At 39.9% G+C, this 19,213-nt stretch carries 22 protein-coding genes; 10 read left to right on the top strand and 12 right to left on the bottom strand.

Going from position 1 to position 19,213, the window contains the following annotated elements; all coding sequences use genetic code 11:
• Nucleotides 1-149 precede the first annotated feature (149 nt).
• From AB1488_01995 to AB1488_02025, 7 genes are all read left to right on the top strand, one after another.
• Entirely contained in the window at nt 150-1,067 is a 918-nt protein-coding gene (locus AB1488_01995) for a LysR family transcriptional regulator (GenBank protein ID MEW6408870.1), read from the top strand.
• A gap of 39 nt (nt 1,068-1,106) precedes the next feature.
• Complete coding sequence (locus AB1488_02000) at nt 1,107-2,138, top strand: NAD(P)-dependent oxidoreductase (GenBank protein ID MEW6408871.1); 1,032 nt, start codon at nt 1,107-1,109, stop codon at nt 2,136-2,138.
• 225 nt (nt 2,139-2,363) lie between these two features.
• A complete protein-coding gene (locus tag AB1488_02005) occupies nt 2,364-3,320 on the top strand; it encodes a GDP-mannose 4,6-dehydratase (GenBank protein MEW6408872.1) in 957 nt (318 codons plus the stop codon).
• An 85-nt stretch (nt 3,321-3,405) separates the two neighbouring features.
• The gene (locus tag AB1488_02010) at nt 3,406-4,734 is read left to right on the top strand and encodes an MFS transporter (GenBank protein ID MEW6408873.1); all 1,329 of its coding nucleotides are present in this window, start codon (nt 3,406-3,408) and stop codon (nt 4,732-4,734) included.
• Between the two features lie 17 nt (nt 4,735-4,751).
• Nucleotides 4,752-5,210, top strand: a complete 459-nt coding sequence (locus tag AB1488_02015) for a universal stress protein (GenBank protein MEW6408874.1) — start codon at nt 4,752-4,754, stop codon at nt 5,208-5,210.
• A gap of 91 nt (nt 5,211-5,301) precedes the next feature.
• Nucleotides 5,302-6,681 carry a radical SAM protein gene (locus tag AB1488_02020; GenBank protein MEW6408875.1) on the top strand — a complete coding sequence of 460 codons (1,380 nt, stop codon included), beginning with the start codon at nt 5,302-5,304 and terminating at the stop codon, nt 6,679-6,681.
• Nucleotides 6,674-7,762, top strand: a complete 1,089-nt coding sequence (locus tag AB1488_02025; GenBank protein ID MEW6408876.1) for a hypothetical protein — start codon at nt 6,674-6,676, stop codon at nt 7,760-7,762. Before AB1488_02020 ends, AB1488_02025 begins: the two co-directional genes overlap by 8 nt.
• A 13-nt stretch (nt 7,763-7,775) precedes the next feature.
• On the opposite strand, the gene AB1488_02030 is transcribed toward AB1488_02025, so the two are convergent.
• Entirely contained in the window at nt 7,776-8,738 is a 963-nt protein-coding gene (locus tag AB1488_02030) for a transglutaminase domain-containing protein (protein ID MEW6408877.1), read from the bottom strand.
• A gap of 150 nt (nt 8,739-8,888) precedes the next feature.
• The gene (locus tag AB1488_02035) at nt 8,889-9,131 is read right to left on the bottom strand and encodes a hypothetical protein (GenBank protein MEW6408878.1); all 243 of its coding nucleotides are present in this window, start codon (nt 9,129-9,131) and stop codon (nt 8,889-8,891) included.
• 133 nt (nt 9,132-9,264) lie between these two features.
• Here AB1488_02035 and cysK point away from each other — a divergent pair, with 133 nt between their 5' ends.
• A complete protein-coding gene (gene cysK, locus AB1488_02040; GenBank protein ID MEW6408879.1) occupies nt 9,265-10,188 on the top strand; it encodes a cysteine synthase A in 924 nt (307 codons plus the stop codon).
• On the opposite strand, the gene AB1488_02045 is transcribed toward cysK, so the two are convergent.
• From AB1488_02045 to ahbB, 8 genes are all read right to left on the bottom strand, one after another.
• Complete coding sequence (locus tag AB1488_02045) at nt 10,171-10,944, bottom strand: sugar phosphate isomerase/epimerase family protein (GenBank protein ID MEW6408880.1); 774 nt, start codon at nt 10,942-10,944, stop codon at nt 10,171-10,173. The genes cysK and AB1488_02045 overlap by 18 nt on opposite strands.
• A complete protein-coding gene (locus AB1488_02050) occupies nt 10,945-11,217 on the bottom strand; it encodes an FmdB family zinc ribbon protein (GenBank protein MEW6408881.1) in 273 nt (90 codons plus the stop codon).
• Nucleotides 11,218-11,310: 93 nt separating this feature from the next.
• Nucleotides 11,311-12,753, bottom strand: coding sequence for an Asp-tRNA(Asn)/Glu-tRNA(Gln) amidotransferase subunit GatB (gene gatB / locus AB1488_02055; GenBank protein ID MEW6408882.1), 1,443 nt, complete (start codon nt 12,751-12,753; stop codon nt 11,311-11,313).
• Between the two features lie 33 nt (nt 12,754-12,786).
• Complete coding sequence (locus tag AB1488_02060) at nt 12,787-13,824, bottom strand: ribonuclease Z (protein ID MEW6408883.1); 1,038 nt, start codon at nt 13,822-13,824, stop codon at nt 12,787-12,789.
• A gap of 33 nt (nt 13,825-13,857) precedes the next feature.
• On the bottom strand, nt 13,858-14,220 hold the full coding sequence (locus tag AB1488_02065; GenBank protein ID MEW6408884.1) for an ATP synthase subunit I: 363 nt from the start codon (nt 14,218-14,220) through the stop codon (nt 13,858-13,860).
• Complete coding sequence (locus AB1488_02070; GenBank protein ID MEW6408885.1) at nt 14,220-14,435, bottom strand: AtpZ/AtpI family protein; 216 nt, start codon at nt 14,433-14,435, stop codon at nt 14,220-14,222. The genes AB1488_02065 and AB1488_02070 overlap by 1 nt, the downstream gene beginning before the upstream one ends.
• Nucleotides 14,435-15,718, bottom strand: coding sequence for a glutamate-1-semialdehyde 2,1-aminomutase (gene hemL, locus AB1488_02075; protein MEW6408886.1), 1,284 nt, complete (start codon nt 15,716-15,718; stop codon nt 14,435-14,437). Before hemL ends, AB1488_02070 begins: the two co-directional genes overlap by 1 nt.
• 17 nt (nt 15,719-15,735) lie before the next feature.
• Nucleotides 15,736-16,212, bottom strand: a complete 477-nt coding sequence (ahbB, locus tag AB1488_02080; GenBank protein MEW6408887.1) for a siroheme decarboxylase subunit beta — start codon at nt 16,210-16,212, stop codon at nt 15,736-15,738.
• Between the two features lie 95 nt (nt 16,213-16,307).
• On the opposite strand from ahbB, the gene AB1488_02085 reads away from it, so the two are divergent.
• Nucleotides 16,308-17,267: a hypothetical protein gene (locus AB1488_02085; GenBank protein ID MEW6408888.1), complete on the top strand. Its 960-nt coding sequence runs from the start codon at nt 16,308-16,310 to the stop codon at nt 17,265-17,267.
• A complete protein-coding gene (locus AB1488_02090) occupies nt 17,264-17,455 on the top strand; it encodes a ferredoxin (GenBank protein ID MEW6408889.1) in 192 nt (63 codons plus the stop codon). The genes AB1488_02085 and AB1488_02090 overlap by 4 nt, the downstream gene beginning before the upstream one ends.
• A gap of 13 nt (nt 17,456-17,468) precedes the next feature.
• On the opposite strand, the gene AB1488_02095 is transcribed toward AB1488_02090, so the two are convergent.
• Both AB1488_02095 and AB1488_02100 read right to left on the bottom strand, forming a co-directional pair.
• The gene (locus AB1488_02095) at nt 17,469-18,629 is read right to left on the bottom strand and encodes a trypsin-like peptidase domain-containing protein (protein ID MEW6408890.1); all 1,161 of its coding nucleotides are present in this window, start codon (nt 18,627-18,629) and stop codon (nt 17,469-17,471) included.
• Complete coding sequence (locus AB1488_02100; GenBank protein MEW6408891.1) at nt 18,604-19,191, bottom strand: D-sedoheptulose 7-phosphate isomerase; 588 nt, start codon at nt 19,189-19,191, stop codon at nt 18,604-18,606. Before AB1488_02100 ends, AB1488_02095 begins: the two co-directional genes overlap by 26 nt.
• Nucleotides 19,192-19,213: the final 22 nt, after the last annotated feature.

The raw sequence follows: 19,213 nt of genomic DNA on the forward strand, positions 1-19,213 counted from the left end.
CTAATATTATTATATTTTAATGAAATTCGATTGTCAAGTTTTTCGGGGCTCAAGGTCTTTAAAAATTTCTTAATATGAGCATGTATAACAATCTCTATGCCTATTTTTATGTTAATATATTAATAAAAATATGATAGAATAATTTTGTAATGAAAAATCATAGCCCTTTTAACTCAAGCGAAATTAACGTTCACCTATTGCGAACCTTTTATGTTTTAGCAAAAAAAGGAAGCTTTAGCCGAACTGCAGAAGAACTTTGTGTCACCCAGCCAGCAATAAGTATACACATTAAAACATTGGAAGACTATTATGGGGTTGGACTTTTTGATAAGGTAGATAAAAAATATGTTTTAACCGAGGCAGGGAAAGCGCTTTATCATTATACAGAAAGAATTTTCAATTTAATCGATGAATCAAAAAGGACGCTCAGTGGTTTTATTGATTTTCAACGTGGAAGTCTATCTTTGGGTGCAAGCAGTAATATAGGTGTTTATATTCTACCCTGTTTACTTGGTGATTTTAAGAATATATTCCCTAAGATAAATATCCAGGTCTCCATCGGCAATACAAAAACAATTGAGCAGAAGATATTAAATAACGAAATTGACATCGGGTTAGTAGAGGCGCAAATTCGTAGTCCAGAAGTGGTTATAGAACATTGGAGGGAGGAGAAACTTGTTTTGGTTACTTCACCAAAACATCCTTTTGTGAAACTTAAGAAGGTCAAGCCTTCTCAATTGACAGGTGAGCCATTTATTGTTGGTGAACGTGGGTCAGGTACACGTCGTGTATTGCAAGATAAAATACCTTCTATTGTAGATCACTTGAAGATTTTTCTAGAACTTGGAAGCACAGAAGCGGTTAAGAAAGCGGTTGAAGAAAACTTAGGTGTTTCAATTGTTGGAGAAAATACAGTTACTCGAGAGCTCAAAAGTGGCAGTTTGAAGTCAATTCAAATTGATGGGGTTGAATTGAAGAAAAAATACAATATAATTTATTTGAAAGGGAAAATTTTTACGCCTGTTATAAAGGAATTCATAAATTACCTGCATACTTCTAAATGCTAAATTTGCAAAGCGTTTCAGAGAAAATGGGGAAAGTTAACTGTGACTTATAAAAAGCCTCTTGTATATTACACACACAAGGCACCACCAGAAGGTCCTGATTTACTTAAGCCTTTCTGTGAGGTGATTGAAAATGAGAGTTATGAAAGCCCTTCAAAGAGGGATATTATTCTAAGCGCCAAGAATGCCCATGCTTTATGTTGTTTTGTACTAGATCTTATAGATGAGGAAATAGTCGCCTCCTGCTCACAATTGAGAATTATATCAATATTCGCCAGAGGATATGATAATGTTGATGTAGCTGCAGCAACAAGAAGGGGCATTTGGGTTACACAAGTACCTGAATTATTGACAGAGCTAACAGCTGATCTAACCTGGGCACTCCTCTTAGCTGTTGCCCGAAAGCTTATTTCAGCCGATTCTTTTGTACGATCTGGTAAGTTTTCAGGCTGGAGTCATCCTACACCTTTTTTGGGAAGCAATATCTTTGGAAAAACTCTGGGTATTATCGGAATGGGTGAGTTAGGAAGGGCTATTGCATGTCGTGCATCAGGGTTCAATATGACGATACTTTACTATCAAAGACATCGCCTTGATATTGACCGTGAGAGAAAGTTAAGTTTAATATACGTACCACGAGATGAGATATTCAGGCAATCTGACTTCATATGTATTGCTTCACCTTTGACTAACGAAACATTCCACCAGATATCCACAAATGAACTCTCTTTAATGAAGCCTTCGGCTTATCTTATTAATACGGCACGTGGCTCAGAGGTCGATGAAGAAGCAGTTGCAAAAGCACTCAAGGAGAAAAGAATTACTGGCTATGCTGCTGATGTATTCGAAATGGAAGATAAACAATTCCTTACCCATCCTTCCTATGTTAATAAATATCTTATTGATCATCCAGATTGTACCGTTTTAACGCCCCATCTTGGCGCTGCAGTTATGGAAACACGCATCGAAATGGCAAAAATACAGGCTCTTAATGTTTTACAGGCTCTAAAAGGAGAAAGACCTTTCGGAACGGTTAATGATGTTCCTCTAAAGCCAGCAATAATAACTGACTAATGTAAAGGCTTATACTTACCCTCCTATCCTATCACCTTTGTCTTTATTGCGAAAACTATAAAATTATTTTAAAAAATTTAAAAAATTATTAATTTGACTTATATTTTTAATGCTCTATAATTGAAAGTAGAAGGAGGTGAATAACGGAGGATACCAACAGAAGTCGTAAGTAAAAATTATCTAATAAATGGTAAGGCAGTGAAGAATGAAAGGAGAAAATGGAAAATGAAAGAGGGGAAAATTGTAATGACTGGTGGCACAGGTTTTATCCTGTCTCATGCTGCTGAGAGATTAGCCGAAACAGGGAGGGAAATAGTTTTATTTGATAATAATGAGCAACACACTTTGCCTGAATATATCAAAGAGTTTCTCAACAAGAGAAAAAATGTTAAATATGTAAAAGGCGATACCAGGGATAAAGCCGCTGTGGATGCTGTTATTAATAAGGACACAGAAGTTGTCTATCATTTCGCAGCTCTTATGGGAACGAGTTCACGTTTTAGAGAATGGCAAATCCCAACAGTGGAAGTAAACGTTATTGGCACGATAAATGTTTTGGAAGCCTCTCTAAACGCTGGGGTAAAGTACTTCGTCCATCCTCCCAGGCCAGCCCTTGCCGTCTGGTTGACTCCATATATTATTAGTAAAACCGCACAGACACTATTTACCCAGATGTACAATATTGTTTTTGGACTTCCCACTATTGGTCACAATATTGCAAATTGCTACGGTCCAAGAGAGCGCGCTATACTCAACCCGAATCCATTACGGCCTCACGAGGGAAGGAAATTTATGGCATCGAATATCATTGCTGCGCTTAAAAATGAACCTGTCATCGTCTTTGGAGACGGAGAACAATCTTCAGACTTTGTTTATGTTGACGATGTTGTGGATGCGATACTGATTCAAAAGGAATCTGCCATAGGCCAGGTTTGTGATATCGGGACTGGTATATCCACACCTGTAAAAAAGGTTGCTGAGATGATAATAGAACTAACCAAAAGCAAATCGAAAATAGAATATTTGCCACTGAGGACAGGAGAAGTGAAGTTACATACTAAGGCTGATCTAACAAATGCCAAAAAATACCTCGGTTGGGAACCAAAAGTATCTCTCGAAGAGGGAATAAGAAAAACTATCCCCTATTACGCTAAGCTTTTGGGGATAAAATCCCCTGTATAAAGTCTGCTAAAGGATATAAGGAGGAAGGGAGATTTATGAAACCCAAAAGAAAAGTTTGAAATTAGATGATAAAGGAGTGAGAAAAATGACAGCTAAAGAAGTTGTAAAAGCTTTAAAATGGCCCGAATTTGAGGGTCTCCCGCTAACAGAAGAACAAAAATTGGCTTACGATCGTTTCAGGTTCTGGCGGATTGTAATAGCCAGTTCAATCTGGTATAGTTTTTATTATCTGGGGCGTCTGAATTGGGGAGTATGTATGCCCTGGATAATAAAAGATTTAGGATTTACCAAGATGCAATGCGGTATGGTCGCCACGGGTTTGCTCTGGTCTTATGCGATAGGAACTTTTCTCGCTGGACGTTGGGGCGATAGATATGGACCGAGGATAATGCAGACGATTGGAGGAGTTGGAACCACTATCTTAAATATCCTCACCGCCCTCCAAAGCACATTTACAGGAATATTTACCACTTATACGATTAATGGCTTTGTGCAGGGTCAGGTATATGCGCCAACTAATATGTTGATTACCCAGTGGTACCCCAAGTCGAGAAGGGGATTTGCAACCGGTATTTATGGAACCTCGATGGGCGTTTCTTCACTGGTGGCATGGGCGATAACAGGATATACCGTAGCTAACTATGGTTGGAGAGCAGCGTTTATATGGCCATTGCTCATATTCACCCTTCCTACAACAATTGCCCTTAGGTTTTTAGTCAAAAACAAGCCAGAAGATGCTGGCTTCCCACCATATAAAGAGAGGTTAGAGAAAAGCATCTCAGCCGAAGCGGAGAAGTTAAAAGATGAAGAAATAAAGGGTGTTAGGGCCTGGCTTATGTTATACAAGAATTGGAAATTTCTATTTATATGCTTATCCTCTTTTTTCGTCTACATTGGGAGATTTGGCCTTCTAACATGGATACCTCTATTTTATGCCGAGACTGCAGGAATTAAACTGAAGGCTGTACCAATTATGACCTTTGCATTACCTCTTGGAATGATGTTCGGTCCTATAACCGCTGGATGGATATCTGACAAATTCTTTAAGGCCAAAAGATTTCAAATGATCTGCACCTATTTTGTTGGGTGTATAATAGTTCTTCTTTTAATGGGTTTTATACCCATTAAGACGATGGGTCTTACTTGGGCCATAGTCTTACAGGTGCTCGCTGGTTTATTTGTGCTTGGAATAAATGGAGTTCTCTTTACGGCAGGCTGTGACTTTGGAGGTAGAAAAATGGCTGGGACTGCTGTAGGATCGCTCAACCTTTTTAACTATACTGGTGCGGGCGTTCAAGGAATATTGATTGGCGGTATCCTGACGGTGACAGGAGGAAACTGGAGTATTGTGTTTATAACTATCGCCGGATTGATGATAATAGGAACGGTCCTAACATTTTTAACTAAAGAATAATCTAAAGGAGATCTATTATGTTTAAAAAAATACTTGTGCCATTGGACGGATCGAAATTAGCAGAAAATGCATTGGATCCCGTCGAGGTATTGGCAAAGCAATCCAACGCTGAAGTAATCCTTTTCCACGCTCTCAGTTATGTTACTGTCTATACAGATATAGAGCAGCCAGCAGGTATTTGCACAGTTTGCGAGGCAGATGAAAAACAAAAGGCAGTGGTAGAGAGGTATCTTTCTAAATTGGCTGGGCAGTTAAACTCAAAAGGGGTAAAGACTTCTTGGGTTGTTTCCACAGGTGAGCGTGTACCAAACCAGAAAGAAAACAACATTAGTCTTATTGTTATGTCTACCTGTGGAGTATCCGGAGCCTATCCTGCGGTCTTGGGAAGCGTGGCTGAAAAGGTCATAAAGGGAGGGCCTGAAACAGCAATCCTTATAATGTGTCCAAAAGGCGTCGAAAAACTGTGTAGAGTTTAGCCTCCAGACAAACTGTGTTTAAAAAACGAGTATTAGTGGGCTCAATTGTGTAAGTGATTGAGCCCATTGTTAATCAGGGTCTCCTTTATTAATGAAAATAACGCTCATATACCCCCCATGGCAGTTTTGGTCTCCGAGTAAACTATACCCATTAGGTGTGACTTATTTAGCATCTCAGTTAATCCACTGTGGATTTGATAATGTTGATATTGTTGACTTGAACTTTGAAATATCCGAGCCCCAAAATGTCTTTAAAAAATCTGTGGAGTTAATAGAAAAAAGAAATGCAGATATCTTAGGATTAACATGCTGGACGGTTCATCTCCCATTCTGTATAGAATTTGTTAAGATGTATAAAAAGAAATATCCAGATGTGAAAATCATTATGGGAGGTGTCCATGCATCCTCTCAACCAGAGGATCTAATGAAATTATGTCCGGTGGACATAATTGTGAGGGGCGAAGGAGAGGAGACGGTCGTTGATTTAGTCCGTGCAATCAAGAAAAATAAGGATCTGGGCGAAGTCACTGGTATTTCATATCGTAAGGATGGGGTAATTCATCATACTCAGGATAGACCCTTAATTAAAAATCTGGATGCTATCCCTTTTCCTGCCTATAATTTACTCCCACCAATAGAAAAATACCAACCTCTTAATCGCAAATATGTTTTTTCCATTCTCGCCAGTCGCGGTTGCCCCTACAGATGTATTTTTTGTTCAGCCAATCGCTTATGGAAATTTCAAAGGAGAAGAAGCCCTGAGAATGTTTTGAAGGAGATTAAGTGGCTCGCAAATAAATATGAAGTTGGGTTTATAAGGTTCGAAGATGACACCCTTACAATTAATCGTGACTGGGCATTTAAATTATTTGATTCATTAAAAGGGTTATCTATTCACTTTGACTGCCTGACAAGGATTGATAAAGTTGATTTTGAGTTACTTAAAATGATGTTCAATGCTGGTTGTGAAGGAATCTATCACGGCGTAGAAAGCGCTTCTCCAAGATTATGGAAGCTTTTGCATAAAGGCTTTCCCGCATGGGTAGATATAGAATATATCAAAAAGTTGATTATAGAGGAAGTAAGTCTGGGTTTAAATCCTACAGTGTCCGCAATGATTGGTATCCCCACGGAGACAAAAGAAGAAATAAATCTAACCTTTGATTTAATGTGTGAGATTAAGAGGCTTGGAGGGAGGACCCAACTCTGGATAATGACACCTTATCCCGACACAGAGGCAATCGCGCTATATAAAGAAAATTTAATCAGGATAGATAGGTGGCGAGAGCTTAAACAGTTTGATGTGTTTTCAATGGTTCCTCGCGAAGCGTATTCGCATCTGATAAAGAAATATGCACCATTAATTCCCGACAATTGGATTTTTAAAAATGAAATAAATGATTTTCGAGAAATGAAAGAGCTTTACTTAAGTGGTGCCAGTCGGATTTTGGGAGAATTAGAATTTGTATAGCTCAAAAGACATTAAAATTTATGCTATTGATAATGAATGTCACAGAATCTTTAATCAAGCATTTGCAAAAGACCCCTACTATCTTCCATCAGAGTTAATATTCCCCTCGAGTATTCAGGGCTTTACCCTGTGTGATAAAAAAAGTAAAACTCCTATTGCAAGCTTTTATTGTTTTCCCTATATCGCAAAACGAAGATGGAGAAAAGAAGGGGTTCTTCGAATAACGAGACCCCTTATACTTCAATGCGATACGAAACTTAAAAAAGAAGCAGTTAATATCTTGATGCAGGAAATCTACGAAATAGGCAACAGAGCTGGAGTTAATGCTATCGAAGTAGAACTTTACAGGGAGATCAATTCAAAAATATTTTTCCCTTCTGCCAGTTGTGCCATAAATACATATAATACCACAGATTGGATACAGATATTCGAAAGCTATGGATTTGTATGTAGCAAAGTAACTCTTTGCTTTGAGTTGAATCTGGACGAATTTAATGAAGACAATGATCAACAAATACATATTCGAAAATATATAGCCGATGATGAGGAAGATAAAAAAATGTATTATAAGCTATGGTCCCTCAGTGATGATTGCCCCTACTATTTTGGCAATTATGGTTTTTGGTATTCCAATGTCTTTGGATGGCCACGGGTCTGGTATTCAGAAATCGCACACATTTTAAACAGGGATGATTACATTCTATTTGCCGAAAAAGGCAAGGAAATTACAGGATTTATCCATTGGTGGCCCAATTTGTATTCATTAATGATAAAAGGCGGACGCAAGGCTATCTTTGTTAAAGAAAATTATGTAGAAGAATTGCTTGACAATATCCAAGAAGGAAAGATTTTTAAAATTATTGTAAATAAGAAAATGAAAAATGATAAGGACCTGATTGAAAAGACTTTAATAAATGAAGCCGTAAAGATTATGAAGAAAAAATTTAAATTTAAAAGATGTCAGATTGGAAATATTCCCATGGAAAACATAAATATATCTTCATTTATCCAGGAAAATGGTGGAAAGAAAGTCCATGAGGTTTGGTTAATGCGTAGTAAATATCATGCCCGCTTCAGATGAAATAATTGGCAGTCTATGAACTAACCGAAGAAAATATCTTATATCTGAATGTTTCTGGTTCAAAATAGTCTAAGGAATCCCCATCTACTTCACAATAAGGATACATAAAATAATTTAAGGGAGTTTTATTCTGAGGTGGATTTAATGTAAAGTCCCTTGCATGGTTGAAGGCAAGCCAGTTATCTTCCCAGTTACCAAATAGATATTCCTTTATCTTTTTGACCTTTGCATTTTTAAGTGATAAATCCTCCTCAAGGATAACCTTTCTCACATCTGCAGGGTCAACAGGAACCCATCCATATCCTGTTACATAGAACTCTGCCTTACAGTGTTGTGCCGTTGTTATATCCCCTTTCTTACCTAAGGATTGAGCTATATTAAATTTATCAACCCTTATTCCAAAGACTTCTCTTGTGGGTATCTTAGAAGCCCTAACAAGGGCAACAAAGAGAGAGTTAATATCAACACACTTTCCACAAAATTTACCACTTTTAAGGATAGATTCTACATTTCCAAGTCCACACGCCTTAACTCTTGGCTCCCTGTATGTGTTTTCAATGACCCAATCATAGATTGCTTTTACCTTTTCTACGACACTCTTCTTTTCCATTGTAATTCTATCAGCATATTCTTTGACGATTTTATCTGTTGGTATATGGAGGGTTGGCATTAAGAATATCTTTATGTCCTCTGGAATATTTCCATCTTCATTCACTTTGCTCCATTCAGTGTTCCTTTCTCCTATCTCTACATCAATTTTCACCTCTATTTTTTTAGTTTTTCCTCCTCTCCACTCTATATAAAGCATTGGGGTGTCGTATATATCTTCTCTAAATACACCTGACTCTGAAAAATTTCCTTCACGATTAAGGGATATGAGTTTTTGATAATCAGTATCAACAGGTAAAGGTAACCAGACGGATGTTATTCTGCCTCTTTGATTTATCGATACACTATATAAGATTTTTACCATCATGTCCTATATCCCGTTGCATCGAAGAAGTCTTACCTTTGCCAATCATCATCTTTCACTACCCTATTATAATAAGAGGAGGCAATCGCCTCCTCTTACTTTATTTCATACTAACAACCTTCTATACCCTACATCTTAAGGGCTTGATACTTGCTATAGGCAACAATATTGGTCTGTAGACTTTGCATCGATTATCTTGCTTTTAAAAGCATTCTGGGCGCAGAAAATCACATCTTCTTCATAGGCGATAGAGACAGTATTTTCCTTTGACACATCAACAGCTGCAAAGGCAACCGAGAAAATTAACCCAAGGACCATCATGGATAGCAGTGCTATCTTTAAAACTCTCATTTTGTCTTCCCTCCCTTCTATCTTACATACCTTTGTCTGATCCATCTACTTCTTCTGTTCACCCTCATATATTCAACTATTCTAATATTATTATATTTTAATGAAATTCGATTGTCAAGTTTTTTTGTTGAGACTTTGGTTTTGCAATTTCTCACCGGATATTATAATATTTGATTTTATGAAGATTCCTCAGAATATACTTGAACATATAGGCTCAACACCATTCGTAAAGTTACATAGGATCGTCTCCCCCTATATTGCAGAAATATGGGCAAAGCTTGAAGGGTATAATCCTGGAGGAAGTGTTAAAGACAGGATCGCCCTTTCCATGATAGAATCTGCTGAAAAAGATGGAAGACTCAAGCCTGGTGGCACAATCGTGGAGCCAACAAGTGGAAACACAGGTATCGGGCTTGCAATGGTTGCTGCAGTAAAAGGATACAGGCTGATACTTACCATGTCTGAGGCTATGAGCATTGAGCGAAGAAAAATCCTTCTTGCCCATGGGGCAGAACTTGTTCTAACCCCATTTGAAAAGGGAATGAAAGGTGCCATTGAGAAGGCGGAAGAACTTATAGCAGAGAATAAAGGATACTTTATGCCAGATCAGTTCGCAAATCCAGCAAATCCTGAGATACACAGAAGGACAACTGCACGAGAGATACTGGATGCCATTGGTAAGGAGACAGCAGCCTTTATTGCAGGTGTAGGGACAGGTGGAACTATTACAGGAGTTGGAGAGGTTCTGAAAGAGAAGATTAAGGAGATAAAGATAATTGCAGTTGAGCCTGCTTTTTCCCCTGTGCTGTCAGGTGGAATGCCAGGTCCTCACAGGATTGAAGGGATAGGTGCAGGATTTATACCCTCTGTTCTGAATACGAAGATTTATGACAGGATTATCGCCGTAACAGATGACGATGCCGAATATACGGCAAGGAGGCTTGCAAAAGAAGAAGGCATCTTTGCCGGGACATCCTCTGGTGCATCTGCATGGGCTGCGATAAAGGTAGCAGAAGAAATAGGTAAAGGCGGAAAGGTGATTGTTATATTCCCCGATAGAGGTGATAGATACCTGAGCACAAAACTATTCGATTATGGCTAAAAGCTCTGGCATTTTTGCAATACTTCGCTCTATTGCCTCTATTGTGTGCACCTCTATTGTCAGCAGTGGATTAACTGAGGTTTCTTTCAACATCTTAAAGAATCCATGAAAATCTATATTCCCATCGCCTATGGCTAAATGGTCGTCGGACAGACCATTATTATCATGGAGATGTAATTCCTTAATTTGGTTGCTGAGTCTTTTAACCCATTCCATGATATCTGCCTTTGAAAAGATGTTAAAATGCCCTATATCAAAGCATATCCCAAATCTCCCTGATGGGATATGATTTACCAGACTCTCAAGTGTTGATGGGTCTTCCTCGAATATGTTTTCTATCGCTATCAAGCATTTTAGAGGTTCTGTTTTCTCGAGTATTATACTCCATGTCTTAATGCTATTGGTGAGCCATTCATCTTTATGACCATGGAACCTCCATTTATTAAAACCTGGATGAAAGACTATTGCCTTTGGTCTTAAGATAAGCGCAATATCAATTAACTGAAGAAACCTCTTAAGGGTAACTTCTCTGACAAGTCTGTCCACCCCTCCTGGGCTCAGGTCTATGAATGGGGCATGAAAAGTCACAGAAGGTAAATAATCTAAATATCCCTTTAGTCTCTCTATATCAGTTCCGGTTACAGTATCAAGTGTATCTGCATTGAGGTATATCTCTAAATCAAGACGCCGTTTCCTTACAAGTTCTATATTTTCAACGAGTTTTTTGTATGGTAAATGGATATGAAGATGATTCACCTATGATTTTACCTCTGCTGGTTTATTTGCATCAGATTTCTTTTCTCTTTCCTCAGTCCTTACTTTTTCGGACTCCATAGCCTTTTTTCTTGACTCAGATGGATAATCAGTCACATACCATCCTGTCCCTTTCAGCACAAAGGCTGAAGGCGATAATATTTTCTTCACGGAACCACCGCAGACCCTGCACACTGTAACAGGGGGGTCATTGAACCTCTGAATGACCTCAAAGACTTCGCCACATTGGTTACATTCATACTCGTATACTGGCATCTAAGAACACCTCCAGACGAATTCTCAAATTATAGTGTAAAGGTATAACATAATCCTGTGTGGAATTTCAATCAAACCGAAGTACCGGCAGGTTTAACCTTGAAGTCTCTTCCTTAGCAAATTATTCACAACTGCAGGATTTGCCTTACCCTTCGTTGCCTTCATCACCTCTCCTACAAAGAATCCAAAGAGTTTTTCCTTGCCAGACTTGAATGCCTTTAATTCTGAGGGGTAAGATTCAAGGACATTATCTATCACTTTTATAATCTCTTCTTCGTCCGATATCTGAATCAGTCCTTTTTCCTTCACTATAGTATCTGCGTCCTTGCCTGTCCTGTACATCTCCTCAAATACCGTTTTTGCAATCTTTCCGCTTATAGTGCCATTATCGATAAGCTTGAGCATCTCGGCAAGCTGTGATGGCTTCAGGGAACATTCCTCGATAGACTTATTCTCTTCGTTAAGGAGTCGTGTGAGTTCTCCCATCACCCAGTTGCTTACGGCCTTAGGCCCGGAAACGCTCGGAGCATATGATGCTGTAGCATCCTCGTACCAGTCGGCAAGGGGCTTTTCAGATGTGAGAAGGTCAGCATCGTATTCAGGAAGCCCATATTCTTTCATAAATCGTTCCCTCTTTGCATCAGGGAGTTCAGGGAGTGTTTTCCAGATGTCCTCTACCCATCCCTTATCAATTACGATTGGAACAAGATCTGGCTCAGGAAAGTAGCGGTAATCGTGTGCCTCCTCTTTTGTTCTCATGGAAAGCGTTATCCCCTGATTTACATCCCAGAGCCGTGTCTCTTGCTCTATAATCCCTCCCCTTTCTATCACTGCAATCTGTCTTCTGATCTCATAATCCAGTGCAAGTCTTACATGCCTGAAGGAATTCATGTTCTTTATCTCGGTCTTTGTGCCAAGTTCCCCAGAACCGGCTGGTCTTATAGAAACATTGGCATCACACCTGAGTGAGCCCTGTTCCATATTCCCATCACATACCCCTATGTAGCGGAGTATCGTTCTGAGTTTTCGCAGGTATTCAGCCGCTTCCTCGGGGCTTCTTATATCTGGCTCGCTTACTATTTCCATCAATGGGACACCTGTTCTGTTTAGGTCTACATGACTGGCACCAACTATACCTTCATGCAGGTTTTTACCTGCGTCTTCTTCGAGATGTATACGGGTTATACCGATTCTTTTCTTTTTGCCGTCCGAGAGGATCTCTATGAATCCATTCCTGGCTATTGGTAATTCATACTGTGATATCTGATAGCCTTTTGGCAGATCGGGGTAAAAATAGTTCTTTCTTGCAAAACGGCTGTATTCGGCAATTTCACAGTTCATCGTAAGTGCAGTCTTTATAGTGTATTCAACCGCCCTTTTATTCAATACTGGAAGCGCTCCAGGCATGCCTATGCAAACAGGACAGGTCTGGGTATTAGGTGTCTCACCAAACTTTGTGCTACACCCACAGAATATCTTTGAATCTGTTAATAGTTGGGCATGAACCTCAAGTCCTATAACCGCTTCGTATTTCATCGTTCCTCTTACTATATTTTACAATTTTTCAGGTCAAATCTTCCATGCCTTCATCGCTTCATTGTAAAATTCTTCAGGGATTGAACGATATTTCGGAGAAAAATGAAAAATAGTGAGTTCACGGACATTTGCCTGTCTTGCTATTTCACCCACCTGTTTCGCAGTAAGGTGTCCCCTCATCATAGCCCTCTCCCTATCTCTGTCAAGGAATGAAGCCTCACAGTAAAAGATATCTGCATTAGCAGCTAAGGTGATTATCTTACGAATATTCTCATCTGTATATTGGGCGTCTGTAACATAGACTATCTTCTGTCCTTTTGTTATCATTGCTATCTCTCTGGTTATCTCACCAAGAGAGAATCTTTTCTCTTCTCTTTGTCCATTTGTCTTCCAGTATGCAATAAACGGGTAATCCTCTGGAAGACCTTTTCTTATACATTCTTTTAGATCGCTGAGCCATGGTCCAACAGGAATACCAGACTTTTGCAATCTATCTTTGTTTATGTTTATTCGCATTTTCTCCTCGATAGAAAATGCTAGCGAAGGACATCCCCAAAAACCTTGTGATTTTGGGGAAACCTCCGAAGGTATATTGTGATCAAGATGTTCGCATCTCACAAGAAACTCAGATTCGTCAAGGAGAATACCATTGAATCCTTTAGAACCTTCTATCTGCTTTTCAAATCTTTCTGTGCATCCAAATGTTGCTACATCTATCCTGTCAGTGTCCACTTCATGAACAATAAATCTCGATTGATAACCATCTATAAGATTCCATGTATACCCTGATAGTTTCCCTTCCACATTTGAAATGATACCGGATGGGCCAAATATCCTGAGTTCCTTCCCCCTTCCGAGAAGTACCCTTAGCATGTAGTCAAATCCGATAAAGTGGTCAATATGTGTATGTGATACAAATATATCCGATACCTTGAGGGCGTTTCTTGGCTCAAGGACATCCATGTGTCCGAGGTCAACAAGCAATGCCCTTCGTTCTCTCAGAATACTTATGAAGAGACATGGATCATCGAATGGACCATTAAGCATCTTTGAAACGAAAAACTGACTCATAAAGCAAATCTCTAAACCTGGGGACCCCCATTATTAACTCCGTGAATAAATAATTCCTTCTATAATCATTATAACTGTTACGACCATAAATCCAAAGAGAAAAGCAAGTATATTCAAAAGTTGCATCTTCAAGATAGCATAGAGTATAAGGATAAGAAAAGAGAGCTTGATTATCGAGAGAAAGACAACCACTTTTTTAGCCTTCTGGTGACCTATCACACCACTCACAGTAATGCTTATTAATCGCAGATTCCCCAATCCAATGAGTCCACCAATCATTATGCTTAAAGGGAAAATGACATTACCTCCAGCTATGATATAGGTTATAACCATTACAGGAAAGAGAATAATTACGCTTCTTTTCTCTATCCGTCTTAAAAGATTCTCTGTATCCATTACTGTTGGGTTTTTTTAAACATCCTGACGAGATTTCTAAAACCTGCGATTAGACCGAGAAGGAAGAATAAAAGAGCCAACCACGGTGATGTTCCAAAGAGATTATCGAGATAAAGCCCTATTGCTAATCCTATCACTGTGGCGATTACGATTGTAAATCCAACAGTGCTGAGAACAAGCATCCTTCGGATAAACTTCTTATCTTCTTCTTTCATTATTTCAGGCTTTCATAGGATGCCTTTACAGTCTTTTCTATGTCTGTGGTGGTGTGTGCTATTGAAAGAAAACCAGACTCAAATTGAGATGGGGCAAGGTATATGCCTCTGCTTAGCATTCCTTTGAAATACCTTGCAAATACCTTTGTATCAGACATCTTTGCAGATGCGTAGTCCCATACATCACCATCTGTAAAGAATACACAGAACATAGAACCTACCCTATTAAAAGTAGCTTTTACACCTGCCTTTTTAGATGAGTCCTTAAGTCCTTCCTCAAGCATACCTGAAAGTCTATCGAGGTCTTTATATATTGACCTTCTATCTTTATACAGTATGCTGAGTGTTTCTACACCTGCTTTCATCGCAAGTGGGTTACCTGAAAGTGTTCCTGCCTGATAGACCTTCCCTTCTGGAGAGACAACAGACATGATATCCTTTCTACCACCATACGCACCTACAGGAAGACCTCCACCTAAAATCTTCCCCAGGCATGTCATATCTGCTTTTATACCATAAAGTTCCTGAGCACCACCAAAAGCCACCCTGAAACCCGTAATAACCTCATCAAATATCAGCACAATATCGTATTTCTGTGTTATCTCCCTGACACCCTGAAGGAATCCCTCTCCTGGAGGCACACAACCCATGTTGCCAGCTATGGGCTCTATTATCACACAGGCAATATCTTTATAAGACCTATCTATCGTTTTCTTCAACGCATTGAGATCATTATAGGGGAGTGTGCTGGTATTTTTTGTATAGTCTTTTGGCACACCCGGACTGTCTGGGACTCCAAAGGTTGCTGCACCTGAACCTGCTCGCACAAGGAGACCGTCTGCATGTCCATGATAGCATCCATCAAATTTTATGACCTTATCCCTGCCTGTAAATCCCCTTGCTACCCTTATAGCGCTCATTGTCGCTTCCGTCCCTGAACTGACCATCCTTACCATCTCTATCGATGGAAATGCCTTCTTAATAAGTGTTGCAAGCTCGATTTCGGCACCTGTTGGTGCACCATAACTTGTCCCATCTCTAACAGCATCTCTGAGTGCCTTTATTACCGAAGGGTGTGCATGTCCCAGTATCATTGGTCCCCAGGAGAGGACATAGTCAATGTAGCTATTCCCATCTACATCGTATATCCTCGATCCCGATGCCCTTTTAATGAACACAGGAGAATATCCAACTGATTTAAATGCCCTTACAGGACTATTTACCCCTCCTGGTATATGCTTCTTTGCTAATTTAAATAGCCTCTTTGATTCCCTGTGAGTCATAGTCATAGAATAACATCTCAAAAATCCATCCACCCAAAATACTTCATGCTTGTTTTTTTAAACTCTCTCGTGCTGTAAAGTATTCTGTAGTCCTTTATACCTGTGCGCTCCGATATCCGTCTTGCCACATCCTCTACATCTTCTTTTGTCTTTCCATGTATCATTGTAAAGAGGGAATACTCCCAGTCAGGGAAGGTAGGTCTCTGGTAGCAGTGGGTCACCTCCTTGAATGATGCCATAATCCTGCCAACCCGTTCGATATCTTTCTCAGGAACTATCCATACACCCATACCGTTTGCCTCTATTCCTGCCTCTCTATGTCTCAGCGTAGCACCAAACCTGCGTATATATCCTTTATCCCGGAAATATTTTATCTTCCTGATAAGATGTTTTTCAGTTATCCCTGCCTTTTCTGCGATTTCTTTATAAGGGGTTAAGGAAAGGGGTATGTCGTCCTGTATCATTGAAAGGATACGTTTGTCTATGTCAGTCATTACGACTAAAAACTACCATAGCAGAAAGTTCTATGTCAAGCCAAACGCTAATCTAATGCTTGAAATCCAGAGAAGACTTGGTTATACTTCAGGCTATGACTAAGGTATATAAACCGATCTCGCTTGACAGGATAAAGACCTATCCTCTAAAAAAACGGCGAAGCAAAGTTGATGTCAGTAAAACAGGCAGACCGTTTGAGGCAGGAGGAGATTTTAAAGGATTCTTAGAGACCTTACCTGACATCCTCGCTGCAAAGGATTTTAAAACGGTAGTAAGCTCCATCGTCAAAACCTATAAAAAGAAGGGGGTAGTTCTGCTCGGTATGGGTGCACATCCTATTAAGGTTGGCTTAAGTCCATTAATTATTGATCTCATGGAGAGAGGGATCATTACCGCTATTGCAATGAATGGGGCGTGTATTATACACGATTTTGAACTTACCTTTGCAGGATGTACCTCAGAGGACGTTGACAGGGAGATATCTACAGGTTCCTTTGGAATGGCTGAGGAGACAGGCAGGATGCTCAACAGGGCTATATCTGAAGGAGTAGCGCAGGGAATGGGAATCGGAGAGGTGGTAGGAAGGATGATTCAGAACAGTGATTTCCCACATAAAGATAAAAGCATACTCGCATCAGCAGTCAGACTCGGGATTCCTGCAACCGTCCATGTTGCAATCGGCACAGATATCATCCACATGCATCCTCAAGCCGATGGCTCATCCATAGGTGAGGGAAGTCACAGGGATTTCAGACTGCTCTGTGATATTGTCTCGAGGCTTGAAGGTGGCGTATACATAAATCTCGGCTCTGCTGTTGTGATGCCAGAGGTTTTCTTGAAGGCGGTTACTATTGTAAGAAACTTAGGTTACAGGCTGAAGCGATTTACCACTGTTAATATGGATTTCATCCAGCACTATAGACCACTCACGAATGTGCTTAAAAGACCGGTCACAGGTGAAGGAAAGGGCTATGCACTTACAGGTCATCATGAGATAATGTTTCCACTGCTTGCGGCGGCGGTGAAGGAAGGGGTTAAGGAGTTTTTCAGATGAAACCGGTTGTTGACGAAGACCTTTGCGTTGGCTGTGGAAACTGCGAAGAGATATGTTCTGCAGTGTTTCAGGTCATAGATGGCAAATCCCATGTCATAGACCCGGATAGTTGTGATCTTGTTGGCTGCTGTGAAGCAGCAGCAGAGAATTGTCCTGAAGGGGCAATCAGTTTCTCTGAAGAGGATTAAGAAAAAGGTTGTTTCAGGGCCTCTCCTTCAATATAATCTCTAACTCCTGAAGGGTCTTACCTCTAAGGATAGTAATCTTTATCTTATCTCCTATCTTTTTATTTTTAAGGATGGCAGAGAGCTCCTCCATTGATCTCACAGGTTTATCATCTATCTTTGTGATAATATCACCACCTAAATAGACTATGAGATCACCGATCCTTGCTTTTTCTTTTCCTCCTCTTATCCCTGCTTTTGCTGCTGGTCCACCAGGGACAACCTCAGAAACCAGAAGTCCCTCAGACACAGGTAGTCTTAGCGCCTCTGCAAGTTTTGGCCATATCGGGATTGTCACCACACCTACCCATGGTCTTTTTACCTTTCCATACGCTATCAAATCAGGAACTATCCCCTTTGCAATCTCTACAGGTATGGCAAAACCTATCCCTACACTCCCTCCCGAAGGAGAGAAGATAGCGGTATTAATCCCTATCATCTCTCCCTTTGTGTTAAGTAAAGGACCACCTGAATTCCCCGGGTTTATTGATGCATCTGTCTGTATCACATTCTCGATAAGTTTTCCTTCCTCTGTGGTCAATGGTCTCCCTACCGCACTTATTACACCTGTTGTAAGGGTGCGGTCAAGACCGAATGGATTACCGATTGCAAGAACCTTCTGCCCCACCTTAAGTCTTGTGGAATCCCCCATTTTTATAATGATCAATTTCTTATTTTCTGGATTTATCTTTATAACAGCGAGATCATTCTCAGGGTCTGTTCCGATGACCTTTGCTCTGTGATGACTTCCATCCGCAAGAACAACATCGAGTTCAGCCGCACCTTCAATCACATGGTAGTTTGTGAGTATAAACCCTCTTTCATCTATTATAGAACCAGAGCCTGCACCCTTCTGGGGATAGATAGAGAAAAAGTCTCGCACAAAGATTGTGGTAGTTATGTTGACTACGCCAGGACTTGCGATTCCATAAACCCTTATATTAATCTTTTCATCTTCAGAGAGATATGAATCATCTTCTTTACCTGAGACAGCATATGAAAAAGTTGGGGGTTCAAAATGATACCTCTTTGTACTCTGGATGTATATACCAATCAGCAGAAGGATTGTAAGCAATATTAATATAATTGATCTGATTCTTAAGATGACCATCTTATTTTTCCCTTCTGTGTCTGCCAAATAGACTTTCTTCAACCATCTGACATATGAGGTGTCCAAGCGTTATATGTGTCTCCTGTATCCTCGGTGTTGAATCTGAAGGAACCAGAAAGGCATAATCAACCTTTGATGCAAGTTTCCCTCCAGTGTTACCGGTAAAGGCAATAATCTTCATCTTTTTTCTCCTCGCTACATCAGCCGCCTTGAGTACATTCGGCGAATTTCCGCTGGTACTGATAGCAATCACAATATCCCCTTCATTCCCTATTGCCTTTAACTGCCTTGCAAAGACATCTGAATATTCATAGTCGTTGGCTATACTTGTTATGATTGCCATGTCTGTATTAAGTGCTATGGCAGGGAGTCCCGGGCGTTCTTTCTGAAATCTGTTAACAAACTCAGCCGCAATATGTGAGGCGTCCGTTGCACTTCCACCATTTCCAAAGAGTATAAGTTTTTTCCCCGTATTGAAGACATCTGTTATCAGGTATACAACCTCGACAATCATATCCACATTTTCCTTAAAGAATTTTTCCTTTACTTTTATCCCTTCCTCAACCGCCTTGAGTATCCCATTCTTCATTATTACTTCTCCATAAATCCAG

The organism is Nitrospirota bacterium, assembly GCA_040756155.1.
Lineage (GTDB): Bacteria > Nitrospirota > Thermodesulfovibrionia > JACRGW01 > JBFLZU01 > JBFLZU01.